Annotated in this window: 22 protein-coding genes; 13 read left to right on the forward strand and 9 right to left on the reverse strand. The window is 61.8% G+C overall.

Annotated elements, in window-relative coordinates; genetic code table 11:
* The first annotated feature begins 20 nt into the window (after window positions 1-20).
* The 5 genes from ACODTZ_RS04870 to ACODTZ_RS04890 all read left to right on the forward strand — a co-directional run bounded on the left by ACODTZ_RS04870 (window position 21) and on the right by ACODTZ_RS04890 (window position 3864).
* A complete protein-coding gene (locus ACODTZ_RS04870) occupies window positions 21-464 on the forward strand; it encodes a nuclear transport factor 2 family protein (RefSeq protein WP_489024143.1) in 444 nt (147 codons plus the stop codon).
* A 74-nt stretch (window positions 465-538) separates the two neighbouring features.
* On the forward strand, window positions 539-1027 hold the full coding sequence (locus ACODTZ_RS04875; protein ID WP_489024145.1) for a DUF305 domain-containing protein: 489 nt from the start codon (window positions 539-541) through the stop codon (window positions 1025-1027).
* A 16-nt stretch (window positions 1028-1043) separates the two neighbouring features.
* The gene (locus ACODTZ_RS04880; RefSeq protein ID WP_489024147.1) at window positions 1044-2501 is read left to right on the forward strand and encodes a YncE family protein; all 1458 of its coding nucleotides are present in this window, start codon (window positions 1044-1046) and stop codon (window positions 2499-2501) included.
* A gap of 71 nt (window positions 2502-2572) precedes the next feature.
* Complete coding sequence (locus tag ACODTZ_RS04885) at window positions 2573-3100, forward strand: RNA polymerase sigma factor (RefSeq protein WP_489024149.1); 528 nt, start codon at window positions 2573-2575, stop codon at window positions 3098-3100.
* Window positions 3097-3864 (forward strand): anti-sigma factor family protein, encoded by a 768-nt coding sequence (locus ACODTZ_RS04890; RefSeq protein WP_209235230.1) that lies wholly within the window; start codon window positions 3097-3099, stop codon window positions 3862-3864. Before ACODTZ_RS04885 ends, ACODTZ_RS04890 begins: the two co-directional genes overlap by 4 nt.
* 33 nt (window positions 3865-3897) lie before the next feature.
* Here the strand turns inward: ACODTZ_RS04890 and ACODTZ_RS04895 are convergent, their stop codons facing one another.
* The 6 genes from ACODTZ_RS04895 to ACODTZ_RS04920 form a co-directional block, all read right to left on the reverse strand.
* Window positions 3898-4728 carry a shikimate dehydrogenase family protein gene (locus ACODTZ_RS04895; protein ID WP_209235231.1) on the reverse strand — a complete coding sequence of 277 codons (831 nt, stop codon included), beginning with the start codon at window positions 4726-4728 and terminating at the stop codon, window positions 3898-3900.
* Window positions 4729-4739: 11 nt separating this feature from the next.
* Window positions 4740-5468 (reverse strand): amino acid ABC transporter ATP-binding protein, encoded by a 729-nt coding sequence (locus tag ACODTZ_RS04900; protein ID WP_489024803.1) that lies wholly within the window; start codon window positions 5466-5468, stop codon window positions 4740-4742.
* A gap of 63 nt (window positions 5469-5531) precedes the next feature.
* Window positions 5532-6173, reverse strand: coding sequence for an amino acid ABC transporter permease (locus ACODTZ_RS04905; RefSeq protein WP_047514238.1), 642 nt, complete (start codon window positions 6171-6173; stop codon window positions 5532-5534).
* Between the two features lie 9 nt (window positions 6174-6182).
* Window positions 6183-6851, reverse strand: a complete 669-nt coding sequence (locus tag ACODTZ_RS04910; protein WP_047514235.1) for an amino acid ABC transporter permease — start codon at window positions 6849-6851, stop codon at window positions 6183-6185.
* Between the two features lie 28 nt (window positions 6852-6879).
* Window positions 6880-7326: a type II 3-dehydroquinate dehydratase gene (aroQ, locus tag ACODTZ_RS04915; protein ID WP_489024153.1), complete on the reverse strand. Its 447-nt coding sequence runs from the start codon at window positions 7324-7326 to the stop codon at window positions 6880-6882.
* A gap of 97 nt (window positions 7327-7423) precedes the next feature.
* On the reverse strand, window positions 7424-8254 hold the full coding sequence (locus ACODTZ_RS04920) for a transporter substrate-binding domain-containing protein (protein WP_489024155.1): 831 nt from the start codon (window positions 8252-8254) through the stop codon (window positions 7424-7426).
* Window positions 8255-8460: 206 nt separating this feature from the next.
* Between ACODTZ_RS04920 and ACODTZ_RS04925 the strand changes: the two genes are divergently transcribed.
* Window positions 8461-10356: a bifunctional sugar phosphate isomerase/epimerase/4-hydroxyphenylpyruvate dioxygenase family protein gene (locus ACODTZ_RS04925; protein WP_489024157.1), complete on the forward strand. Its 1896-nt coding sequence runs from the start codon at window positions 8461-8463 to the stop codon at window positions 10354-10356.
* Between the two features lie 18 nt (window positions 10357-10374).
* Here ACODTZ_RS04925 and ACODTZ_RS04930 read toward each other — a convergent pair whose 3' ends face one another.
* Entirely contained in the window at window positions 10375-11049 is a 675-nt protein-coding gene (locus tag ACODTZ_RS04930) for an FCD domain-containing protein (protein ID WP_112435481.1), read from the reverse strand.
* Between the two features lie 157 nt (window positions 11050-11206).
* Here ACODTZ_RS04930 and ACODTZ_RS04935 point away from each other — a divergent pair, with 157 nt between their 5' ends.
* A complete protein-coding gene (locus ACODTZ_RS04935) occupies window positions 11207-11884 on the forward strand; it encodes a GntR family transcriptional regulator (protein ID WP_112435482.1) in 678 nt (225 codons plus the stop codon).
* 3 nt (window positions 11885-11887) lie between these two features.
* Here the strand turns inward: ACODTZ_RS04935 and ACODTZ_RS04940 are convergent, their stop codons facing one another.
* Window positions 11888-12649, reverse strand: coding sequence for an IclR family transcriptional regulator domain-containing protein (locus ACODTZ_RS04940; protein ID WP_489024160.1), 762 nt, complete (start codon window positions 12647-12649; stop codon window positions 11888-11890).
* Between the two features lie 122 nt (window positions 12650-12771).
* Between ACODTZ_RS04940 and ACODTZ_RS04945 the strand changes: the two genes are divergently transcribed.
* The 4 genes from ACODTZ_RS04945 to pobA are packed head-to-tail and all read left to right on the forward strand — an operon-like array spanning window position 12772 to window position 16584.
* A complete protein-coding gene (locus ACODTZ_RS04945; RefSeq protein ID WP_489024162.1) occupies window positions 12772-13479 on the forward strand; it encodes a 3-oxoacid CoA-transferase subunit A in 708 nt (235 codons plus the stop codon).
* Entirely contained in the window at window positions 13476-14168 is a 693-nt protein-coding gene (locus ACODTZ_RS04950) for a CoA transferase subunit B (protein ID WP_489024164.1), read from the forward strand. Before ACODTZ_RS04945 ends, ACODTZ_RS04950 begins: the two co-directional genes overlap by 4 nt.
* Window positions 14165-15370 (forward strand): 3-oxoadipyl-CoA thiolase, encoded by a 1206-nt coding sequence (gene pcaF / locus ACODTZ_RS04955; RefSeq protein WP_489024166.1) that lies wholly within the window; start codon window positions 14165-14167, stop codon window positions 15368-15370. The genes ACODTZ_RS04950 and pcaF overlap by 4 nt, the downstream gene beginning before the upstream one ends.
* A gap of 41 nt (window positions 15371-15411) precedes the next feature.
* Window positions 15412-16584 carry a 4-hydroxybenzoate 3-monooxygenase gene (pobA, locus tag ACODTZ_RS04960; protein ID WP_489024168.1) on the forward strand — a complete coding sequence of 391 codons (1173 nt, stop codon included), beginning with the start codon at window positions 15412-15414 and terminating at the stop codon, window positions 16582-16584.
* Here the strand turns inward: pobA and pcaQ are convergent.
* The gene (gene pcaQ, locus ACODTZ_RS04965; RefSeq protein WP_489024169.1) at window positions 16563-17528 is read right to left on the reverse strand and encodes a pca operon transcription factor PcaQ; all 966 of its coding nucleotides are present in this window, start codon (window positions 17526-17528) and stop codon (window positions 16563-16565) included. The two genes, pobA and pcaQ, sit on opposite strands and share 22 nt — an antisense overlap.
* Before the next feature lie 93 nt (window positions 17529-17621).
* Between pcaQ and pcaD the strand changes: the two genes are divergently transcribed.
* Both pcaD and pcaC read left to right on the forward strand, forming a co-directional pair.
* Window positions 17622-18431, forward strand: a complete 810-nt coding sequence (gene pcaD, locus ACODTZ_RS04970; protein ID WP_489024171.1) for a 3-oxoadipate enol-lactonase — start codon at window positions 17622-17624, stop codon at window positions 18429-18431.
* Entirely contained in the window at window positions 18424-18828 is a 405-nt protein-coding gene (pcaC, locus tag ACODTZ_RS04975; RefSeq protein WP_489024173.1) for a 4-carboxymuconolactone decarboxylase, read from the forward strand. The genes pcaD and pcaC overlap by 8 nt, the downstream gene beginning before the upstream one ends.
* Window positions 18829-18833 lie beyond the last annotated feature (5 nt).

Genomic DNA, 18833 nt, shown 5'->3' on the forward strand with positions numbered 1-18833 from the left:
CACAAGACCAAGGAAACGACATGCCTACCAACGAAGAAATCATCCGCGAACTCTACCGGACCGCAGAGGTGAAGGATGTGGCGGCATTCGTCGCCCTCTTCGCCGAGGACGGCTATTTCTGGGACGTATCGGCCGGCGCGAAATATTACGGCACCGACATCGGCAAGACGGTCGACATCTACGCTACCGCCTTCCACGACATGCACCGCGAACTCGGAAACTTCTACGTGACCGACGACGTGGTCATTGTCGAACTGACCCTCAATGGCACCCACTCCGGCCCCCTCGCCTTGCCTGCCGGGACGATCCCGGCCACAGGCAAGGAAATGCACGCACCATGCTGCGACGTTTTCCATCTGAAGGATGGCAAGGTGACGTCCTTCCATTGCTACACCGCCGCGACGATCATCTTCGGCCAGCTTGGAGTGCTCGGCAACCTCGCGGCGTCGGTCCAGCAAGCGTGAGAAAAAATTGCGGCGCTCGGGAATAGAAGCGCTGCCCGGGTGTCTACCTCAATGCAACAACAAGGAAGAAGCCGATGAACCTTTGGTCCTCCCGAAAGTCGATGGTCCTTGCGGCCACCATCCTCGCAACTGCGGGCGCCTGCGCCGCCTTCGCCCATGATCCCTCACAGCACGATTCGGCGATGCAGATGGACGACGGCGGCCCCGAGGCGGCCTACCTCGCGGAGAACGACGCAGCCATGAACAAGATGATGGCAGACATGGAGGTCGAGCCATCAGGCGATGTCGACCGCGACTTCGTGGCGATGATGACGCCCCATCACCAGGGCGCCATCGAGATGGCGCTCGCCGTCCTCAAATACGGCAAGAACGAGCAGCTCAAGCGCATCGCGCAGGAGATCATCGTGGATCAGCAGCAGGAGATCGCGGCCATGAAGCTTGCGATCGGCGATCCGCTCCCCCCATCCGAAGCGGCCCCAACCCAGGTCGCACCGGAGACTACCCCCACCGGATCCACGCCCAGCAAGACCATGCAGGACATGGACCCCAACATGAAGATGTAACCCAGAGGTCCTCCCAATGAACATTCGTACATCTTTTGCCGCCAGCTTGCTGGCGGGCAGCATGCTATTGCCTTTTTCCGCCTTCGCTGGGCAGGCACCCTTCGCCGCCGCTGATCCGGACATTCCAGTCAGCAGCAAGGACCGCGTCTATGCCGCCGAGCAATTCTCCAACACCGTGTCGGTGACCGATCCGGCGACCAACAAGCTTCTCGGCGTCATCAAGCTCGGCGATCCGCAGCCCGGCAACCTCAGCCCGCTCTATAAGGGCCAGGTGCTGGTCCACGGCATGGGCTTTTCGCCAGACAAGAAGACGATCGCGGTGGTCTCGATCGGCTCGAACTCCGTGACATTCATCGACACGGCGACAAACGCGGTGAAGCACACCACCTATGTCGGCCGCTCGCCGCACGAGGCATTCTATACGCCCGATGGCAAGGAGGTCTGGGTGACGGTCCGTGGCGAGGACTATATCTCCGTCATCGACGCCGCCACATTCGAGGAGAAGACCCAGATCAAGGTGCCGGCAGGTCCCGGCATGCAGATCTTCTCACCTGACGGTAAGTACGGCTACATCTGCTCGTCCTTCAATCCCGAGACCGTCGTCGTCACCGTTGCCGATCACCAGATCGTCGGCCACGTGAAGCAGGCAAGCCCCTTCTGCCCGAATATCGCGGCATCGCCTGATGGAAAACAGGTCTGGTTCACGCTCAAGGACATCGGCAAGACGCAGGTCTTCAATGCGCAGCCGCCCTTCGATCTGATCCAGACGATCGACACTGGCCCGATCACCAACCACGTCAACCTCGTCACCAACAAGAACGGCAGCTTCGCTTACATCACTGTTGGCGGCCTCAATCAGGTGAAGGTCTTCCGTACCGATAATTTTGAACAGGTCGCGACCATCCCCGTCGGCAACCTGCCACACGGTGTCTGGCCCTCCGGCGACGGCACGCGCGTCTATGTCGGACTGGAAAACGCCGATGCGATGGCCGCGATCGACACGCTGACCAATAAGGTCATCGCGACGATCCCGATCGGCCAGGCGGCGCAGGCCGTCAACTATGTGCCGAATGCCGTTCCTGAAGGCGACGGCATGCAGAACCTGCAGCCGCTCGGCACCGCAGGCGTCGCCGCGCATCTGACGCTGTCGGCAAAGGGCGACAGGCAAAAGACGGCGCCGACGAGCGTCACGCTCTTCGACCAAGGGCTGACGCAGGTGTTGCAGGCATCCGTGACCGGTCTGGAACCGAGAACGATGTACGTGCTGGCACTCTCCGACAAGGCCGATGGCAGCGGCCCGCTGCAGGGCTTGTCGAACTTCATGACGAACCCGGCAGGCTCGGCGATCGTCAACGCAGTTGGCCCGATCCGGCAGATCGTCGAGTCCAAGCACAAGGACGAGCGCAGGTATATCGTCGTCGCCTCATCGGTTGACGGCAAGCCCGGCAAGGTCCTGCAGGTGCAGGCCGATTGATGTGAACCGACCGGGGTAAACCGATGGCCCGCGGCTTGACTGCGGGCCATTCACCCCCGAGGATTTGAGACATGGATGATCTGCTGACACAGGTAGAGCCGATGATCCCGGCGCTGAGGCGATACGCGCGCGGCCTGATCCGCGATCGCGAAGCGGCTGACGATATCGTCCAGGATTGCCTCGAGCGGGTCGTCACGAACTGGACGCACCGACGCGATGCAAATGCCCGCTCCTGGGTATTCGCGATCCTTCACAATCTCGCGGTCAACAAAATACGCCAGGACGTCAGACGCGCGGGCATCGTGACGATCGACGAGATGCCGGAGGCGACCGCGACGGTGGATGCCAGCCAGGACGACACGCTGTTCGGTCAGGACGTTCTTGCCGCCATCGAGCGTCTGCCGCCCGACTATCGGAGCATCCTGCTATTGGTCGCGGTCGAGGACCTGAGCTATGCGGAGACGGCTACCGTACTCGACGTACCCGTCGGAACCGTGATGTCGCGCCTGTCTCGTGCACGCGAGCAACTGAGGCTTATCCTTGAGACCAAACCAACGAGCGCCAAACCTGTTGGTCCATTTATCCGGAGGATCAAATGACGAATAGACCGATCAACGAGGATGACCTTCAGGCCTTTGTCGACGGCGCCTTGGATGCAGAGCGACAGCAGGACGTGGCTTCATTCCTTGAAACGAACAAGGATGCCGCGAAGCGTGTCTCCGCCTATCAGCAAGGTTCTACGGCGCTTAGATCTGCCCTGGCTCCGATCGCAGCCGAGCCTATCCCAAGCCGGCTGAACCTCGCCAACATCATCGACAGAAAGCGCCCGACTAACAAAATTCGGATTGCGCCAATGGTGGCCGCTGCCGTCGTATTGTTGGCGGTCGGCGCCTCTGGCGGCTGGCTGCTGAAGGGTTACAGCATGCCTCCGACGGAAGGTGTTGCCGCCTTGGCGCAGGAAGCGTCTGCGAGTTACAGCGCATTTGCCGCTGATCGCCTGCGACCGGTCGAGGTCAGGGCTGATGGCAGCGACGATCTGAAAAACCTGGTTTCCGTGACGATCGGTGGTCCGGCCATCATCCCCGATCTCAGCAAGGCCGGCTACCGGCTGATGGGCGGCCGCGTGGTTCCGACGCCGCATGGATCCGGGCTCATGCTGATGTACGACGACGACAAGGGGAACCGATTGGTGATGCTGACCCGGCGCATGCAGGTCGACCAGGACAAGCCCATGGTCGCAAGCGACCAGCACGATATTCGAGGATGGAGCTGGGCCAGGAACGGACTCGGTTATAGCCTCGTCGGCGCAATCGGCTCGGAACATCTCCATACGATTGCTGACGAGATACGGTCGCAGATTTGACTTGTGGCGGCTTGATTCGCAGCCCGACCAACATCAGCCTATACGGGCAACGGATCTGAGCTCATCGGCCGTTGTGGTCGGGAAGCCGAAGAATTCGAGGTAAGCGGGGATTTGCTCGAACAGCATGTCGGTGCCCACCTGGAAGTCGCAGCCGGCGGCGCGCGCCGCCTCGAGAAAGGGCGTGATCTCCTGCTTCATCACGACCTCGCCCACAAAGGTTGAGGGAGACAACCGCGACACATCGATCGGCAGCGGATCGTCGCTCTTCATGCCGAGCGGCGTCGCGTTCACCACGATGTCGAATTTGTCAGGATCACGCGAGCCGGCCGTGACGTCCACGTCGGGATAATGCTGGCGAAGCCGTCCCATCAGGCCGTCCATGACCGCCGCGTTCGCGTCGAAAATCGCGAGCCTTCGAACGCCGGTAGCGGCAAGCGATGCGGCGATCGCGGAACCGACGCCGCCGGAACCGACGACGAGCACATCGGCGCCAGATACCCGCCTGCCCTTGCGCAGCACGCCGCGCACAAAACCCTCGCCATCGAACATGTCGCCGATCAGCCGGCCATGTTCATCCAGCCGGATGGCATTGCAGGCGCCCGCGACCTGAGAACGGGTCGACAGTTCGTCGAGCAGGCCCATGGTGGTGACCTTGTGTGGCATGGTGATCAACGCGCCGTGGATGTTCGACAGGCGGAACACGAGCCTCAGGAATTCCGGAAAATCCTCCGCCCGGCAGCCCATGGGCACGACGACGGCATCAATGCCGTGTTTCTCGAAATACGGGTTGTAGATCAGCGGCGACTTGAAGGTCTCCGTCGGATAGCCCAGATGGGCGATGATCCTGGTGGTGCCGGAAATCATGCCGAAAACTTTCAGTGACGCAGAATTTCGCCAAGGAACTTGCGCGTGCGCTCGTGCCTCGGATTGCTGAAGAATGTGGCGGGCGGTGCCTCCTCGATGATCGCGCCGCTCGCCATGAAGATGACGCGATCGGCGACCTGGCGGGCAAAGCCCATCTCGTGGGTGACGCAGATCATCGTCATCCCCTCCTCCGCGAGGCCGATCATCGTATCGAGCACTTCCTTGACCATCTCAGGATCGAGCGCCGATGTCGGCTCGTCGAACAGCATCACCTTCGGCCGCATGCAGAGCGCACGCGCAATCGCCACGCGCTGCTGCTGGCCGCCGGAAAGCTGCGCCGGATATTTCTCGGCCTGTTCGAGGATCTTGACGCGGTCGAGCAGGCTGCGTGCGCGCTCTTCCGCTTCCGCCTTGCCAAGGCCGAGCGCGCGCATCGGCGCCAGCATGCAATTCTGCAGCACGGTCAGATGCGGAAAGAGATTGAACTGCTGAAACACCATGCCGACGTCGCGCCTGATGGCGTCGATATCCTTGGAGCGATGTCCGAGCAGCGTGCCGCCGACGCGGATCTCGCCCTTTTCATAGCTCTCCAGGTGGTTGATGCAGCGGATCAGCGTTGATTTGCCGCTGCCCGAGGGGCCGCAGAGCACGATCCGCTCGCCCTGGCGGACATCCATGTTGATATCGTGTAATGCCTGAAAGGCGCCGTACCATTTCTCGACCTGCGCCAGGCGGATCATTGGGTCAGTTGTTGTCTTCGACATAGTGGTCATGGCTCAATTCTCCCGGACAGGCATCCGTACTCAGCGCGCCGACATCGCGAAGCGCCGCTCGAGGCGGGCACCGAGGATCGTCAGCGGGCAGCACATGATGAAATAGAGGATGCCGACGATGCCGAAGACCGTCAGCGGCTCGAAGATCTGGTTGGAGATGATGTTGCCAGCGCGCGTCAGCTCGGTGAAACCGACAATGGCGGCGAGCGACGTCCCCTTGATCAGCTGCACCAGGAAGCCGATCGTGGCTGGTAGCGATATGCGGATCGCCTGCGGCAGGATCACGTCCTTCATGCGCGAGACGTATTTGATGCTGAGCGCCTTGGCCGCCTCGGTCTGCCCGCGCGGCACGGCCTCGATCGAACCGCGCCAGATCTCGCCGAGATAAGCGCTGGCATGCAACGTCAGCCCGATGGCGACCGCGACCCACGCGTCGAGCTTCAGGCCCACGAGCGCCAGCCCGTAATAGACGACGAAGAGCTGCATCAGGAGCGGCGTGCCCTGAAAGACCGCGATGTAGCCGGCTGTCAGCCTTTCCAGAAGCGGCAGGCCACAGGTCCGCAGCAGCGCGATTATGAGACCGCCAATCGAGCCGCAGATGAAGCCAACGACGGAGAGTACCACGGTCCACTTCAGGCCGATCAACAGGAAGATGAATTCATCGCGACCCATGGGAGCCTCCTACTTGACCGGGTAATTGAAGTAGCGGGATGAGAAGAGGCCGAAGAGGCGCATCATCACCCAGGAGATCACGAGATAGAAAACCGTGACGGTGAAGTAGACCTCGAAGCTGCGGAAGCTTTCCGACTCGATCCTTTGCGAGACCGAGGTCAGTTCGTAGGCCGAGATCGCCGAGCAGATGCTGGTAGACAGCGTCAAAAGCACGAACTGGCTGGTCAGCGACGGGTAAATCGCCCGAAGCGCGGGCTTCAGCACGATGAAGCGGAAGACCTGCGCCTTATGCAGGCCAAGCGCCAGGCCGGCTTCCTTCTGACCCGCGGGGATGGACTGTACCCCGCCGCGAATGATCTCGATCGCGTAGGCGCCGCCATTGATGCCGAGCGCGATGATCGCCGTCGGCGTCGGATCGAGCCTGATGCCGGCGAGCGGCAGGGCGAAATAGATGAAGAAGATCTGCACCAGGAAAGGCGTGTTGCGGATGATCTCGACGAAGCCGATCACCAGCCAGCGCACCGGCTTGAAGCGGGAATCGCGCAGCATGACGCCGCCGATGCCGATCAGGACCGCAAGCAGCATGCCCGAGATCGCCAGCAGGAACGTACCGAGACAGGCAAGCAACAGGCTTGGCAGACCGTCGATGACAGGCGTGAAGTCCAGTGTATAGTTCATGGGTTTGTTTCTGGCCTTTCCTGTCCGGTCAGCGGCTGCGAGCGACCAGCTGCGTCATGGCCTGGATCGCCAGCTCGTACCCATCCGCACCGAAACCGATCATGATCGACGTCGCGATCGGCGAGATCAGGGACTTGTGGTAGATGCTCTCGCGGGCATGGACATTGGAGATGTGCAGTTCGATCTTCGGCGGATCGAAGGTCTTCAGCGCATCGAGAACCGCGATCGACGTAAAGGTGAAAGCAGCAGGGTTGATGATGATCCCGCACGCCTTCTGGCGCGCCTCGTGAATGCTCTCGATCAGCGCTCCCTCGAAATTGGTCTGGCGAAAATCCACCTCGAAGCCGAGGTCGCGCGCCTTGGCCGCACAGCGTTGCTCGATCTCGGCGAGCGTCGTCGAGCCATAGATATGCGGCTCCCGCTGACCGAGAAGATTGAGGTTCGGCCCGTTCAGTACAAAAATCGTCTTGCTCATCATCGCTCCCGCGTTCGGCACGAGACATTCATCGCCGCGGCCAAGCGGCGGCGGCCGCCTTCAATGCGCCGCCGTCGCATCGCCCATCAGGAAGGGCTTAGTTTGCAGCGAAGGGAATGCCTTCGAGGCTCGCCGGGAATTCCGGTACGGGAACCTTCATCCACTTGTCGTAGATCTTCTTCAGCTCGCCGTTCGCCTTGATCTTGTCGATGAAGGTGTTGAGCGAGGCGTTGATTTCCTTCTCCCCCAGGCGGGTGCAGGCACCATTGTAGAGCTTCTGGAACTCGAGCTTGTTCTCGAATTCGCCGGGACGCGCCTTCTCGACGCGATCCATGTAGAAGATGTTGCCGCCGAGGGCCTCCGCCTGCCCGGATACCAGAGCCTGGACGCTAGCCGCATCGCCATCGAAACGGCGAATGGTGGCCGAAGCCGGTGCATTCTTGGTGACCTGCGTATCCTGTGCAGCACCCTTCGCCACGGAAATGGTCATGTTGGCCATGTCGTCATTCGTCTTGATCGACTTGCTCTTCGGCCCGATCAGCACGATGGCATTGGCATTGTAGGGCTGGCTGAACTGAACCGCCTTGGCGCGATCGGGCAGCATGGCCATCGTTGCGAAGAGAACGTCGACGCGACCTGAAGTCAGCGCGGGAATGCGGTTGTTGACTTCAAGCGGCACGAACTCGACTTCGACGCCGAGTTCCTTGGCATAAAGCGCGCCCATGTCGGCATCGAAGCCGTCCTGCTTGCCGGCGCTGGTGACGAAGCCCCATGGCGGATTGTCGCCCTGGATGCCGACGATCAGTTTGCCGCGGGCCTTGATTTCTTCCGGGGTGACGGCGGCGGCCGGCTGAGCCAGCGCGATGCCGGTGAGCAGAGCGGCCGCGCCAAGCATGGCGTTGCGACGTGACAACATGGATTTCAACATCTTTTTCTCCTCCTCAATGGTCGTTGCGACCGCACAGCCTTCCTTCTCCTCCGACTGTGAGACCAAAACTGCCTTACACGGACCGATAAATCAACATAGTTTTTGCAAATCGTATGAGACTTCTATTTTCAAACGTTGAATTGAACTTCTCACGACATTCGTCATAATGATTATCACGACGATATCGGCCAAGGAGGATGAGCGAGATGAAAACCTCGATAGCGACGGTTTCGATCAGCGGCGAGCTGCCGGAGAAGTTGGAAGCGATCGCGCGGGCGGGCTTTGACGGCGTGGAGATTTTCGAGAACGACTTCCTGGCCTTTGACGGCAGCCCCGCCGATGTCGGCAAGATGGCCCGCGATCTCGGCCTGAAGATCACGCTGTTCCAGCCGTTCCGTGATTTCGAGGGCATGCCGGAGCCGCTGCGCAGCCGCACCTTTGACCGCGCCGAACGCAAGTTCGATATCATGCAGCAGCTCGGCACGGACCTCGTCCTCGTCTGCTCGAACGTCTCCTCCGCCTCGCTCGGCGGCCTCGACCGCGCCGCTGCCGACTTCCGCGAACTGGGTGAGCGCGCGGCGGCGCGGGGCCTGCGCGTCGGCTACGAGGCGCTGGCATGGGGACGCCATATCAACGACCACCGCGACGCCTGGGAGATCGTGCGTCGTGCCGACCACGACAATATCGGCCTGGTGCTGGACAGCTTTCATAGCCTCTCACGCAAGATCGACATCAATTCCATCCGCTCCATCCCGAAGGAGAAAATCTTCATCGTCCAGCTGGCGGACGCGCCGCAGATCGACATGGATCTGCTTTACTGGTCGCGACACTTCCGCAACATGCCCGGTGAAGGCGACCTGCCGGTGACCGCCTTTACATCCGCGATCGCCGCGACCGGGTATGACGGCTACTATTCGCTGGAGATCTTCAACGACCAGTTCCGTGGCGGCTCGACGCGCGAGATCGCGGCCGACGGCCATCGTTCGCTGATCTATCTGGGCGATCAGGTGCGCCGTAGCCTCGGCGGCGACAACCCGATTGGAAAGCCCATGCCGCCGCGCGCGACGGTGAAAGGTGTCGGTTTTGTCGAATTCACGGCCGATGAAGGCGATGCGGCCGAGCTGATCGGCATCCTTGAGGTGCTGGGCTTTCGCAAGACGGCCAAGCATCGCAGCAAGGAGGTCAGCCTCTACGAACAGGGCGGCATCCGCATTCTCGTCAATATCGACCAGGCGGGCTTTGCCAATGCGGCCTACGCCGTTCACGGGACGCTTGCCTATGCATTCGCGCTTGTCGTGGACGATGCCTGGGAGGCCCACCGGCGCGCGGTGGCACTCAATGCCGAACCTTTCCTGCAGCCGGTCGCCGAAGGCGAACTCGAGCTTCCGGCAATCCGCGGCGTCGGCGGAGGTATCGTCTATCTGATCGATGAAACATCGCCGCTCGGCCGCTTCGCGGAAGTCGACTTCATCCCCCTCGATGAACAGCAATCGGCTTCGAGCTCAGGTCTGCTGGGCATCGACCACATCGCGCAGACCGTCGCCTACGACGAAATGCTGACCTGGCTGCTCTTCTACACCTCGATCTTCGCGACCGAAAAGACGCCAATGGTCGATATCATCGATCCTGGTGGCGTCGTGCGCAGCCAGGTGGTGGAGAACGCGGAGGGATCGCTGCGGATCACGCTCAACGGCGCCGAAAACAGGCGGACGCTCGCCGGACATTTCATCGCTGAGAAGTTCGGATCGGGCATCCAGCATCTTGCCTTCAGTACCGACGATATCTTCGCCACCGCCGACGCATTGCGAAAGGCCGGCTTCAAGCCGCTTCACATTTCGCCGAACTACTACGGGGATGTTGAGGCGCGGTTTGGGCTGGATCCCGATCTCACCGAGCGGCTGAAGGAACACAACATTCTCTACGACCGCGATGAGCACGGCGAGTATTTCCAGCTCTACAGCGGCACCTACGGCGAAGGCTTCTTCTTCGAGATCGTCGAGCGCAAGCGCTATCGAGGTTATGGCGCGGCCAATGCCATCTTCCGCATCGCGGCACTGAAGAAGCAGATGCGCCCGGAGGGCCTGCCGCGCGATAGCGACTAGGCCGGGAACAGCATGCGGTCAGGCGACGATGCCGCTCTTCAGGATGTGCTCGACGCCACTATGCACATGCCGGCGGATCACGGTCTTGGCCTGCTCCGCATCCCGCCGAAGCGCGAAGTCGAAGAGCGCCCGGTGATCCTCGACCACCGGCTTGCCGCGGAAGCTCTCGGCCAGCATGTGATAGCGCAGAAAGCGGTCGAACACCGAGGAAAGCGTCGCCATCAGCGTCGCGGAGTTGCACGCCGAGACGATCGCCTGGTGGAACTCCCAGTCATATCGCACCCATTCGATGGTGCGCGAGGCATCGCCGGCGAGAAGTCGCCGTTCCGCAGCCGCCAGCTTGTGGTGCGCCGCAACGATGGAGGCCTCCCACTCGAGATCGCCTGCGGCGAAAGCGAGATCGAGGGCGTGGGTTTCGAGCACCACGCGGAGGTCCGCAAGCTCAAGCAGTTCGCGACGCGAGGCCGGGCTGACCTCGAAACCCTTCTGCCCCTCGGCGACGACCAGATTTTCCGTCGTCAGGCGGCTGAGGATTTCCCGCAGCGGCGAGACGCTGATCGAATAGCGTTCGCGCGCCTGTTCCAGCTTGATCTTGGATCCCGGCGGCAAGATGCCGGAAATGATATCCTGACGGATCTGCCGAAAGACGACCTCGCTGACGGTTTCGGCCGTCTCTCCCGTTTTCTTCAGCATTGCGTTACGCGGGCTCCAGTCGCCATGATTTGGAAATCATACAGCAGATTGCCTTTCCTATGTCTTTCTTAAATATGGCAGACGATAGGATTTCAGCGGCTGTGACAATGAGGTAACGTGCACACCACAGTTCGCATCGAAATAGCAGAGCATCGTGATGTTGCAGCAGACAGAAAACGAGACAATCGCGGAGAGCAGCTATCGCCGCATCCGTGCCGACATCATCTTCGGCCGGCTCGCACCGGGCCAAAAGTTGAAGCTGGATGCGCTGAAGGAATCCTACGAGACCTCGATCAGCACGTTGCGTGAGATCCTGAACCGTCTTTCCTCGGAGGGGCTGGTGCTGGCGGAGGGCCAGCGAGGATTCCAGGTGTGCCCGGTCTCCGTCGCCGACCTCAAGGAGATCGCCGCCTTGCGGTTGCTTCTGGAGACGCATGCGCTGGAGCAGTCCTTCGCGCAGGGCGACATGGAGTGGGAGGCGCGCCTCGTATCCGCCCACTACAAGCTTGCCAGCCTGGAACGACTGATGGCGACCGGTGATGCCAGCCGCGCCGAAGACTGGAAACGATACGACTGGGAGTTTCACCAGGCGTTGATTTCGGCCTGTGGCTCCAAGCTTCTGATCGAGACGCACTCGGTCATTTTCGACAAGTATCTGCGCTATCAGATGGTGGCACTATCTTACCGCGGCGATGTGGCGTCGCGCGAGCATCAGGCGCTTCTCGATGCCGCGCTCGAACGTGATGCCGGTTCGGCCAAGAAAATCCTTGCCGCACATATCGAAGGCGGTGTCGAGCATGCGCTGGCGCGCGGTTTGCTGAAGCAGGATAGCTGAGGCCTAGACCAGAATTCCGCTCAGCTCGGCCTTTATCCGCAGCAGCGCCGGAAGATAGCGCGACACCATGGCCCGCATCGGCTCTTCCGTCGCCGCCAGACCGACATTTAGCGCCGCCAGCGTTTGCCCGCGCGCGCCGACCAGTGGTACCGCGACCGACCGAAGGCCAATCTCGACCTCCTGGTCGATGGACGCGTAGCCGGCGGCCTTCACATCCTGCAGGATGCGTTGGAGTTCCCCCACGTCCGTCTGCGTCTTCGGTGTGCGTTGCGCGAGCGGTTCGGCCGAGAGTAATTCCTGCGCCCGCTCCGAAGGAAGTGCTGCCAAGAGAACGCGTCCCATCGACGTGCAATAGGCGGGGAGCCGCGACCCTGGCATCAGAGCGATCGACATGACCCGGCGCTGTGAGGCGCGCGCCACGTAGACGATCTCTGCATCATCGAGAATCGAGACCGACGTGCTTTGGCCGATCTCCTCCGACAGCCGATCGAGCCATGGCTGGACGATGCGCGGCAACGGCATGGAGGCTAGGCATCCGGTTCCAAGCCGCAGCACGCGCGGCGTCACCGTGAAATACTTGCCGTCATAGGCGCAGTAGCCGAGTTCCGCCAACGTCAGAAGGCATCGGCGCGTCGTGGCGCGGTCGTAGCCCGATATGTCCGCGGCCTCAGAGATGCTGAGACGCGGGTGCTCGGCCGTGAACGCCTCGATCACCTTTAGCCCCTTGGCGAGGCCACCCATGATGTCACGTTCCTTCACCTGCATGTACCGACTCCACTGTGCGATATTCGAACAAATATTACATACCGCACAAACACGATTGCCGTCCACACCGCCCTCGCCTACAAATTGGCGCGCTGCCGGTGACAGGCGGCGATGGAGGATCGATGGACAAGACAGTGCGAAGCGCGGCCGAGGCGGTCGACGGGATTGGCGATGGGGCGGTCGTGATGATCGGTGGTTTCGGCGGCTCCGGTGCGCCGATCGAACTGATCCATGCGTTGATCGACAAGGGGCCTCGGAACCTGACCGTTATCAATAACAACGCCGGCAACGGGCGCATCGGCATCGCGGCGATGATCGATGCGGGCATGGTCCGCAAGATGATCTGCTCCTTCCCCCGCTCTTCCGATCCCCGAGCGTTCACGGACAGATATCTCGCCGGCGAGATCGAGCTTGAGCTCGTCCCGCAGGGGACACTTGCTGAGCGGATCCGCGCCGGCGGCGCCGGCATCCCGGCTTTTTACACGCCGACAGGCTACGGAACCGAACTTGCACAAGGCAAGGTCATCGCCGAGTTTGATGGCCGGCCCTATGTGCAGGAACGCTGGCTGAAGGCCGATTTCGCGATCGTCAAGGCGCATGTCGGCGACACTCACGGCAACCTCACCTATCGCAAGGCCGGCCGCAACTTCAATCCGCTGATGTGCATGGCGGCCGCGCAAACGATCGCTCAGGTCTCAAGCCTCGTGCCCCCCGGCGGCATCGACCCCGAGCACGTCGTGACGCCCGGCATCTTCGTCGATCGCGTCGTCGAGATTGCAAATCCCAAACAGGAAGAAGAGCTGATCCGCGAGGGAGCGACACACCCATGAGCAACGACAACAAGCTCTCGAACGCGCAGATCGCCTGGCGTGCCGCGCAGGACATCGCCGACGGCGCCTATGTCAATCTCGGCATCGGCTTTCCCGAGATGGTGGCGCGTTACCAGCCGCCCGGCAGACAGGCGATCTTTCATACGGAGAACGGCGTCCTCGACTTCGGCGAGGCGCCGCCGGCGGGCGAAGAGGATTGGGATCTGATCAACGCGGGCAAACGCGCCGTGACCTTGAATCCCGGCGCCGCCTTCTTTCACCACGCCGACAGCTTTGCCATGGTGCGCGGCGGCCATCTCGATGTCGCGATCTTGGGGGCCTACCAGGTTGCCGAGAACGGTGACCTCGCCAATTGGCGCGTGGGCTCGAAGGGCGTTCCGGCCGTTGGCGGCGCGATGGACCTCGTGCACGGCGCGCGACATGTCTTCGTGATTACCGAACACGTGACCAAGAATGGCGAGCCGAAGCTGGTCGAGAAATGCACCTTCCCGCTGACCGGCGTCGGCTGCATCACCCGCGTCTATACCAGCCACGCGGTGATCGACATCGTCGACAGCCGTTTCGTGCTTCGGGAAAAGCTGCCGGGCCTAGCGATCGAGGATCTGCAGGCCATGACCGGTGCACGGCTTCATATGGACGGGCCGGTCCTGGATTTGATCGTGCCGACGCTTTCGGGAGGTGAAGCATGACCGAAGCCTATATCTGCGACTATATCCGCACACCGATCGGCCGCTTCGGCGGCGCGCTCGCCTCCGTCAGAGCCGACGATCTGGGCGCGGTGCCTCTGCGCGAACTGATTGCACGCAACGCCTCGGTGGATTGGGAAGCGGTGGACGATGTCATTTTCGGCTGCGCCAACCAGGCCGGCGAAGACAATCGCAACGTTGCCCGTATGTCACTGCTCCTCGCCGGCCTGCCGGCAAGCGTGCCGGGCACGACGATCAACCGCCTGTGTGGCTCCGGCATGGACGCCATCATCGCGGCTGCGCGGGCGATCAAGGCTGGCGAGGCCGAACTGATGATCGCGGGCGGCGTCGAAAGCATGTCGCGCGCGCCATTTGTCATGCCCAAGGCGGATACAGCATTCTCGCGCCATGCCGAAATCCACGACACGACCATCGGTTGGCGCTTCGTCAACCCTCTCATGAAAGAGCTCTACGGCGTCGATTCCATGCCCGAAACCGGCGAGAACGTTGCCGAAGACTATAAGGTCAGCCGGCAGGATCAGGACGCCTTCGCGCTAAGGTCCCAGGAGAAAGCGGCGGCGGCTCAGCAGAATGGCAGACTTGCCAGCGAAATCGTCGCGGTTTCGATCCCTCAGCGTAAAAGTGACCCAGTTGTCGTCGATCGGGACGAACATCCACGCGCCACGACGCTCGAAGCGCTGGCCAAGCTCGGGACGCCATTCAAGCGCGAGGGCGGCACCGTCACCGCGGGCAATGCGTCGGGCGTTAACGACGGCGCCGCAGCGCTGATCATCGCCTCGGAAACAGCCATCAAGAAATACGCCCTGACGCCGATCGCCCGCATTCTCGGTGGCGCATCAGCCGGTGTGCCGCCTCGCGTCATGGGGATCGGCCCGGTGCCCGCTTCGCGAAAGCTGATGGCTCGGCTGTCCATGACCCAGCAGCAATTCGATGTCATCGAACTCAACGAGGCCTTCGCCAGCCAGGGTCTCGCGGTGCTGCGCCAGCTCGGCATCGCCGACGACGACCCGCGCGTCAACTGCAACGGCGGCGCGATCGCGCTCGGCCACCCGCTCGGCATGTCGGGCGCGCGCATCACCGGCACGGCGGCGCTGGAGATGGCCGCCAGCGGCGGACGCTTCAGCCTTGCGACCATGTGCGTCGGCGTGGGCCAGGGGATCGCCATCGCGCTGGAGCGCGCCTGACGCGCCGTTGAGCTTCGGGGGAGAGGAAGCTGGGAGGAAACATGCGCACCAAAGTCGCCATCATCGGCTCGGGGCCCGCAGGGCTGCTGCTCGGCCAACTGCTGACCGAGGCCGGCATCGACAACGTCATACTCGACCGTGTCTCCAAGGATTACATTCTCGGCCGCGTGCGTGCGGGCGTACTGGAGGAAGGCACGGTCGATCTGATGGACCGGGCAAAATCCGGTGGCCGAATGCATGCCGAAGGGTTGCTCCATGACGGCTTCTCGCTCGCATTCGACGGGCGTGACCATCGCATCGATCTCGTCGGCTTGAGCGGCGGAAAGCGCGTCATGGTCTATGGCCAGACGGAGCTGACCCGCGACCTGATGGAACACCGCGAAGCAAGCGGCGCGACGTCCATCTACGAGGCGGCCAACTTCACTCCGCGCGATTTCGACGGTGATAATCCTTACATAACCTATGAGAAGGATGGCGTGACCCATCGCATCGACTGCGATTTCATTGCCGGATGCGACGGTTTCCACGGTGTCAGCCGCAAGGCGGTGCCGGAGCGGTCGATCCGCACCTTCGAGAGGGTCTACCCTTTCGGTTGGCTCGGCATTCTGGCCGATGTCGCGCCCGTCAGTCATGAGCTTGTCTATGCCAACCATCCGCGTGGTTTCGCGCTCTGTTCGATGCGCTCGCAAACCCGCAGCCGCTACTATATCCAGGCCCCGCTCGACGAAAAAATCGAGGACTGGAGCGACGAGCGCTTTTGGGACGAGCTTCGCCGCCGCTTGCCCACGCATCATGCCGAAGCGCTGCAGACCGCCCCGTCCTTCGAAAAGTCAATCGCCCCGCTTCGCTCCTTCGTTGCCGAGCCCATGCGCTTCGGTCGACTGTTTCTCGCAGGCGACGCCGCCCATATCGTTCCGCCGACAGGCGCCAAGGGTCTGAACCTTGCGGCCAGCGACGTGCACTATCTGTTTTCAGGCCTTTCGGAATATTACGCGGAGCGTTCGCGCGCCGGGATCGACGCCTATTCGCAGCGGGCGCTGTCGCGTGTCTGGAAGGCAGTCCGCTTCTCCTGGTGGATGACGACCATGCTGCACCGTTTCCCTGATACCGACGACTTCGGCCAAAAGATCCAGGAAGCGGAGCTCGATTATCTCACGCACTCCAATGCCGCAGCGACGGTGCTGGCCGAAAACTACGTCGGATTGCCCTTCTGAGCGTCCGGCTTTGAACCGGGCACGCTGGCCGCTACATCCCTAGCCGCCTCGCGAATGGTCTGCATCAGGATCGAAAGCGGTAGCGACGGGACGGCGTCGTTGCGCATGGTCAGGCCCACGGGGCCCTTGGTCTCGCTCGTATCGATCGGCAGAACCGCCAGCGCGCCATCCTCGATGTCGTTGGCAACGACACCGGCGGAGATGATCCAGATGGCATCGCTCGCGCGCACGAAGGCGCGACCGAAGCTGTCCGAGACCGTTTCGATCTGGTTGGGAAGGCTGGGCACACCGTTGGCGATCAGGAGCCCCTCCACGAAGGGGCGGATGATCGAAGCACGCGTAGGCATCAGGATCGTGTAGTCACCGAGCGCATTGAAGTGCGACTGCCTTGCCTTGAGCAGCGGATGGCCGGCGCGCACCGCGAAGACCACCTGCTCCGAGTAAAGATGCTCGAAGGAAAATCCTGTCATCTTTTCCGGCCCTGCAAGCCGCCCCACCACAAGGTCGAGATCGCCGACGCGAAGCTGCTCGAGCAGCACGGCATTCTCGCCGGTCACGATCTTCAGGCGGCTCCAGGTGTTCTCCTTCAGGAAGAGCTGCATCGCCCGCGGCATGATCCTCGTCGATACTGTCGGCAAGGCGCCGATGCGGATCGGTGGCGCATCGCCGATGCGCTCCTGCGTGACCGAATCGAGCCCCTGCCGCAGCGCCGTCAGCGCCGCGCCGGCGTGTTTCAGGAAAACCTCGCCGTATCGCGTGATCTTGATGCCGCGGCCGTCGCGCTCGAAGACTTCGACGCCCAGAACGCCTTCAAGCTCTCGGATTGTCTTGGTCACCGCGGGTTGGCTGACATGCAGCAGCTCTGCCGCCTTCATCACGCTTTTCTGGCGCGCGACCTCGACAAAGGTTTGCAGATGGCGGAACTTTATGCGGCTGTCGATCATCTCTTACATAACTCCAGAGTTATAGGATCGCCACGAAATATCATTTTACCTAACCAGATTAAACATTCAATTTCCTTTCAGGAGGAGTTTCCAGTGCAGTTTGCCCGCGTCAACGACATCGCGATCCACTACCAGGTTATCGGCGGTCCGGCCGACAAGCCGGTTCTTGTCTTTGCGAATTCGCTTGGCACCGATTTCCGCATATGGCGCGACGTGATCGTCCGGCTGGCGGGCGACTTCGCCATACTGCTCTACGACAAGCGCGGACACGGTCTCTCCGATGTCGGCCAGACGCCCTACACGATCGAGGATCACGCATCGGACCTGATCGGCCTCATGGAAACGCTTGCGATCAAGAAGGCGATTATTTGCGGCCTTTCGGTCGGCGGGTTGATTGCCCAGTCGCTTTACCGGCAGCGGCCGGATCTCGTCAGCGCGCTTATCCTCTGCGACACGGCCCACAAGATCGGCACCGCCGACAGCTGGAACACGCGTATCTCGGCGATTGAAGAAAACGGCATCGACATCATGTGCGATGCCATCATGGAGCGCTGGTTCACACCGGCTTTCCGCCGCCCGGAAAACACAGCCTATAACGGCTATTGCAACATGCTCGTCCGCCAGCCGGTGGCCGGCTACATCGCCACTTGCGCTGCCGTGCGCGATGCCGATCTTACCGAAGCGGCGAAGGCGATCGCCGTTCCGACGATCTGCATTGTGGGCGATCAGGACGGTTCGACGCCGCCCGACCTCGTCAAATCGCTGGCGCAGTTGATCCCCAATGCTCGCTACGAGATCATCCGCGATGCCGGCCATATTCCCTGCGTAGAGCAGCCCGAGGCGCTGACGGCGGTGATCCGCGCATTCATCGACTTCGCATTAGATGGAAAAGCTCATGAGTGACACTCCGCTTGCCTCCGAGCGCTACAGGCAAGGCATGGCGACCCGCCGTGCCGTTCTGGGCGACAGCCATGTCGATCGTGCCGAAGCCGCTTCGACGGCATTCGACAAACCGTTTCAGGACCTCATTACCGAGGCAGCCTGGGGCCACGTCTGGTCGCGCCCGGGGTTGACCAAGCGCGAGCGCTCTATCGTCACGATCGCGCTTCTGGCCGCACTCGGACAGGACGACGAGGTGGCCATGCACGTGCGCGCCACATCAAACACAGGCGCTAGCCGAGACGACATCTGCGAAGCGCTGCTGCATGTGGCGATCTACGCCGGTGTCCCGGCCGCCAACCACGCGATCAAGATCGCCAAGCAGGTCTTCGAACAGATGGACGCCGAAAAGGCGGCTTGAGAGGA

It is taken from the genome of Rhizobium sp. FG113 (genome assembly GCF_057809895.1).

Excerpts from the sequence above, each read along its gene's own strand:
- ACODTZ_RS04870 (WP_489024143.1), top strand. The coding sequence starts at position 21 with ATGCCTACCAACGAAGAAATCATCCGCGAACTCTACCGGACCGCAGAG.
- ACODTZ_RS04875 (WP_489024145.1), top strand. The coding sequence starts at position 539 with ATGAACCTTTGGTCCTCCCGAAAGTCGATGGTCCTTGCGGCCACCATC.
- ACODTZ_RS04880 (WP_489024147.1), top strand. The coding sequence starts at position 1,044 with ATGAACATTCGTACATCTTTTGCCGCCAGCTTGCTGGCGGGCAGCATG.
- ACODTZ_RS04885 (WP_489024149.1), top strand. The coding sequence starts at position 2,573 with ATGGATGATCTGCTGACACAGGTAGAGCCGATGATCCCGGCGCTGAGG.
- ACODTZ_RS04890 (WP_209235230.1), top strand. The coding sequence starts at position 3,097 with ATGACGAATAGACCGATCAACGAGGATGACCTTCAGGCCTTTGTCGAC.
- ACODTZ_RS04895 (WP_209235231.1), bottom strand. The coding sequence starts at position 4,728 with ATGATTTCCGGCACCACCAGGATCATCGCCCATCTGGGCTATCCGACG.
- ACODTZ_RS04900 (WP_489024803.1), bottom strand. The coding sequence starts at position 5,468 with ATGATCCGCCTGGCGCAGGTCGAGAAATGGTACGGCGCCTTTCAGGCA.
- ACODTZ_RS04905 (WP_047514238.1), bottom strand. The coding sequence starts at position 6,173 with ATGGGTCGCGATGAATTCATCTTCCTGTTGATCGGCCTGAAGTGGACC.
- ACODTZ_RS04910 (WP_047514235.1), bottom strand. The coding sequence starts at position 6,851 with ATGAACTATACACTGGACTTCACGCCTGTCATCGACGGTCTGCCAAGC.
- aroQ (WP_489024153.1), bottom strand. The coding sequence starts at position 7,326 with ATGAGCAAGACGATTTTTGTACTGAACGGGCCGAACCTCAATCTTCTC.
- ACODTZ_RS04920 (WP_489024155.1), bottom strand. The coding sequence starts at position 8,254 with ATGTTGAAATCCATGTTGTCACGTCGCAACGCCATGCTTGGCGCGGCC.
- ACODTZ_RS04925 (WP_489024157.1), top strand. The coding sequence starts at position 8,461 with ATGAAAACCTCGATAGCGACGGTTTCGATCAGCGGCGAGCTGCCGGAG.
- ACODTZ_RS04930 (WP_112435481.1), bottom strand. The coding sequence starts at position 11,049 with ATGCTGAAGAAAACGGGAGAGACGGCCGAAACCGTCAGCGAGGTCGTC.
- ACODTZ_RS04935 (WP_112435482.1), top strand. The coding sequence starts at position 11,207 with ATGTTGCAGCAGACAGAAAACGAGACAATCGCGGAGAGCAGCTATCGC.
- ACODTZ_RS04940 (WP_489024160.1), bottom strand. The coding sequence starts at position 12,649 with ATGCAGGTGAAGGAACGTGACATCATGGGTGGCCTCGCCAAGGGGCTA.
- ACODTZ_RS04945 (WP_489024162.1), top strand. The coding sequence starts at position 12,772 with ATGGACAAGACAGTGCGAAGCGCGGCCGAGGCGGTCGACGGGATTGGC.
- ACODTZ_RS04950 (WP_489024164.1), top strand. The coding sequence starts at position 13,476 with ATGAGCAACGACAACAAGCTCTCGAACGCGCAGATCGCCTGGCGTGCC.
- pcaF (WP_489024166.1), top strand. The coding sequence starts at position 14,165 with ATGACCGAAGCCTATATCTGCGACTATATCCGCACACCGATCGGCCGC.
- pobA (WP_489024168.1), top strand. The coding sequence starts at position 15,412 with ATGCGCACCAAAGTCGCCATCATCGGCTCGGGGCCCGCAGGGCTGCTG.
- pcaQ (WP_489024169.1), bottom strand. The coding sequence starts at position 17,528 with ATGATCGACAGCCGCATAAAGTTCCGCCATCTGCAAACCTTTGTCGAG.
- pcaC (WP_489024173.1), top strand. The coding sequence starts at position 18,424 with ATGAGTGACACTCCGCTTGCCTCCGAGCGCTACAGGCAAGGCATGGCG.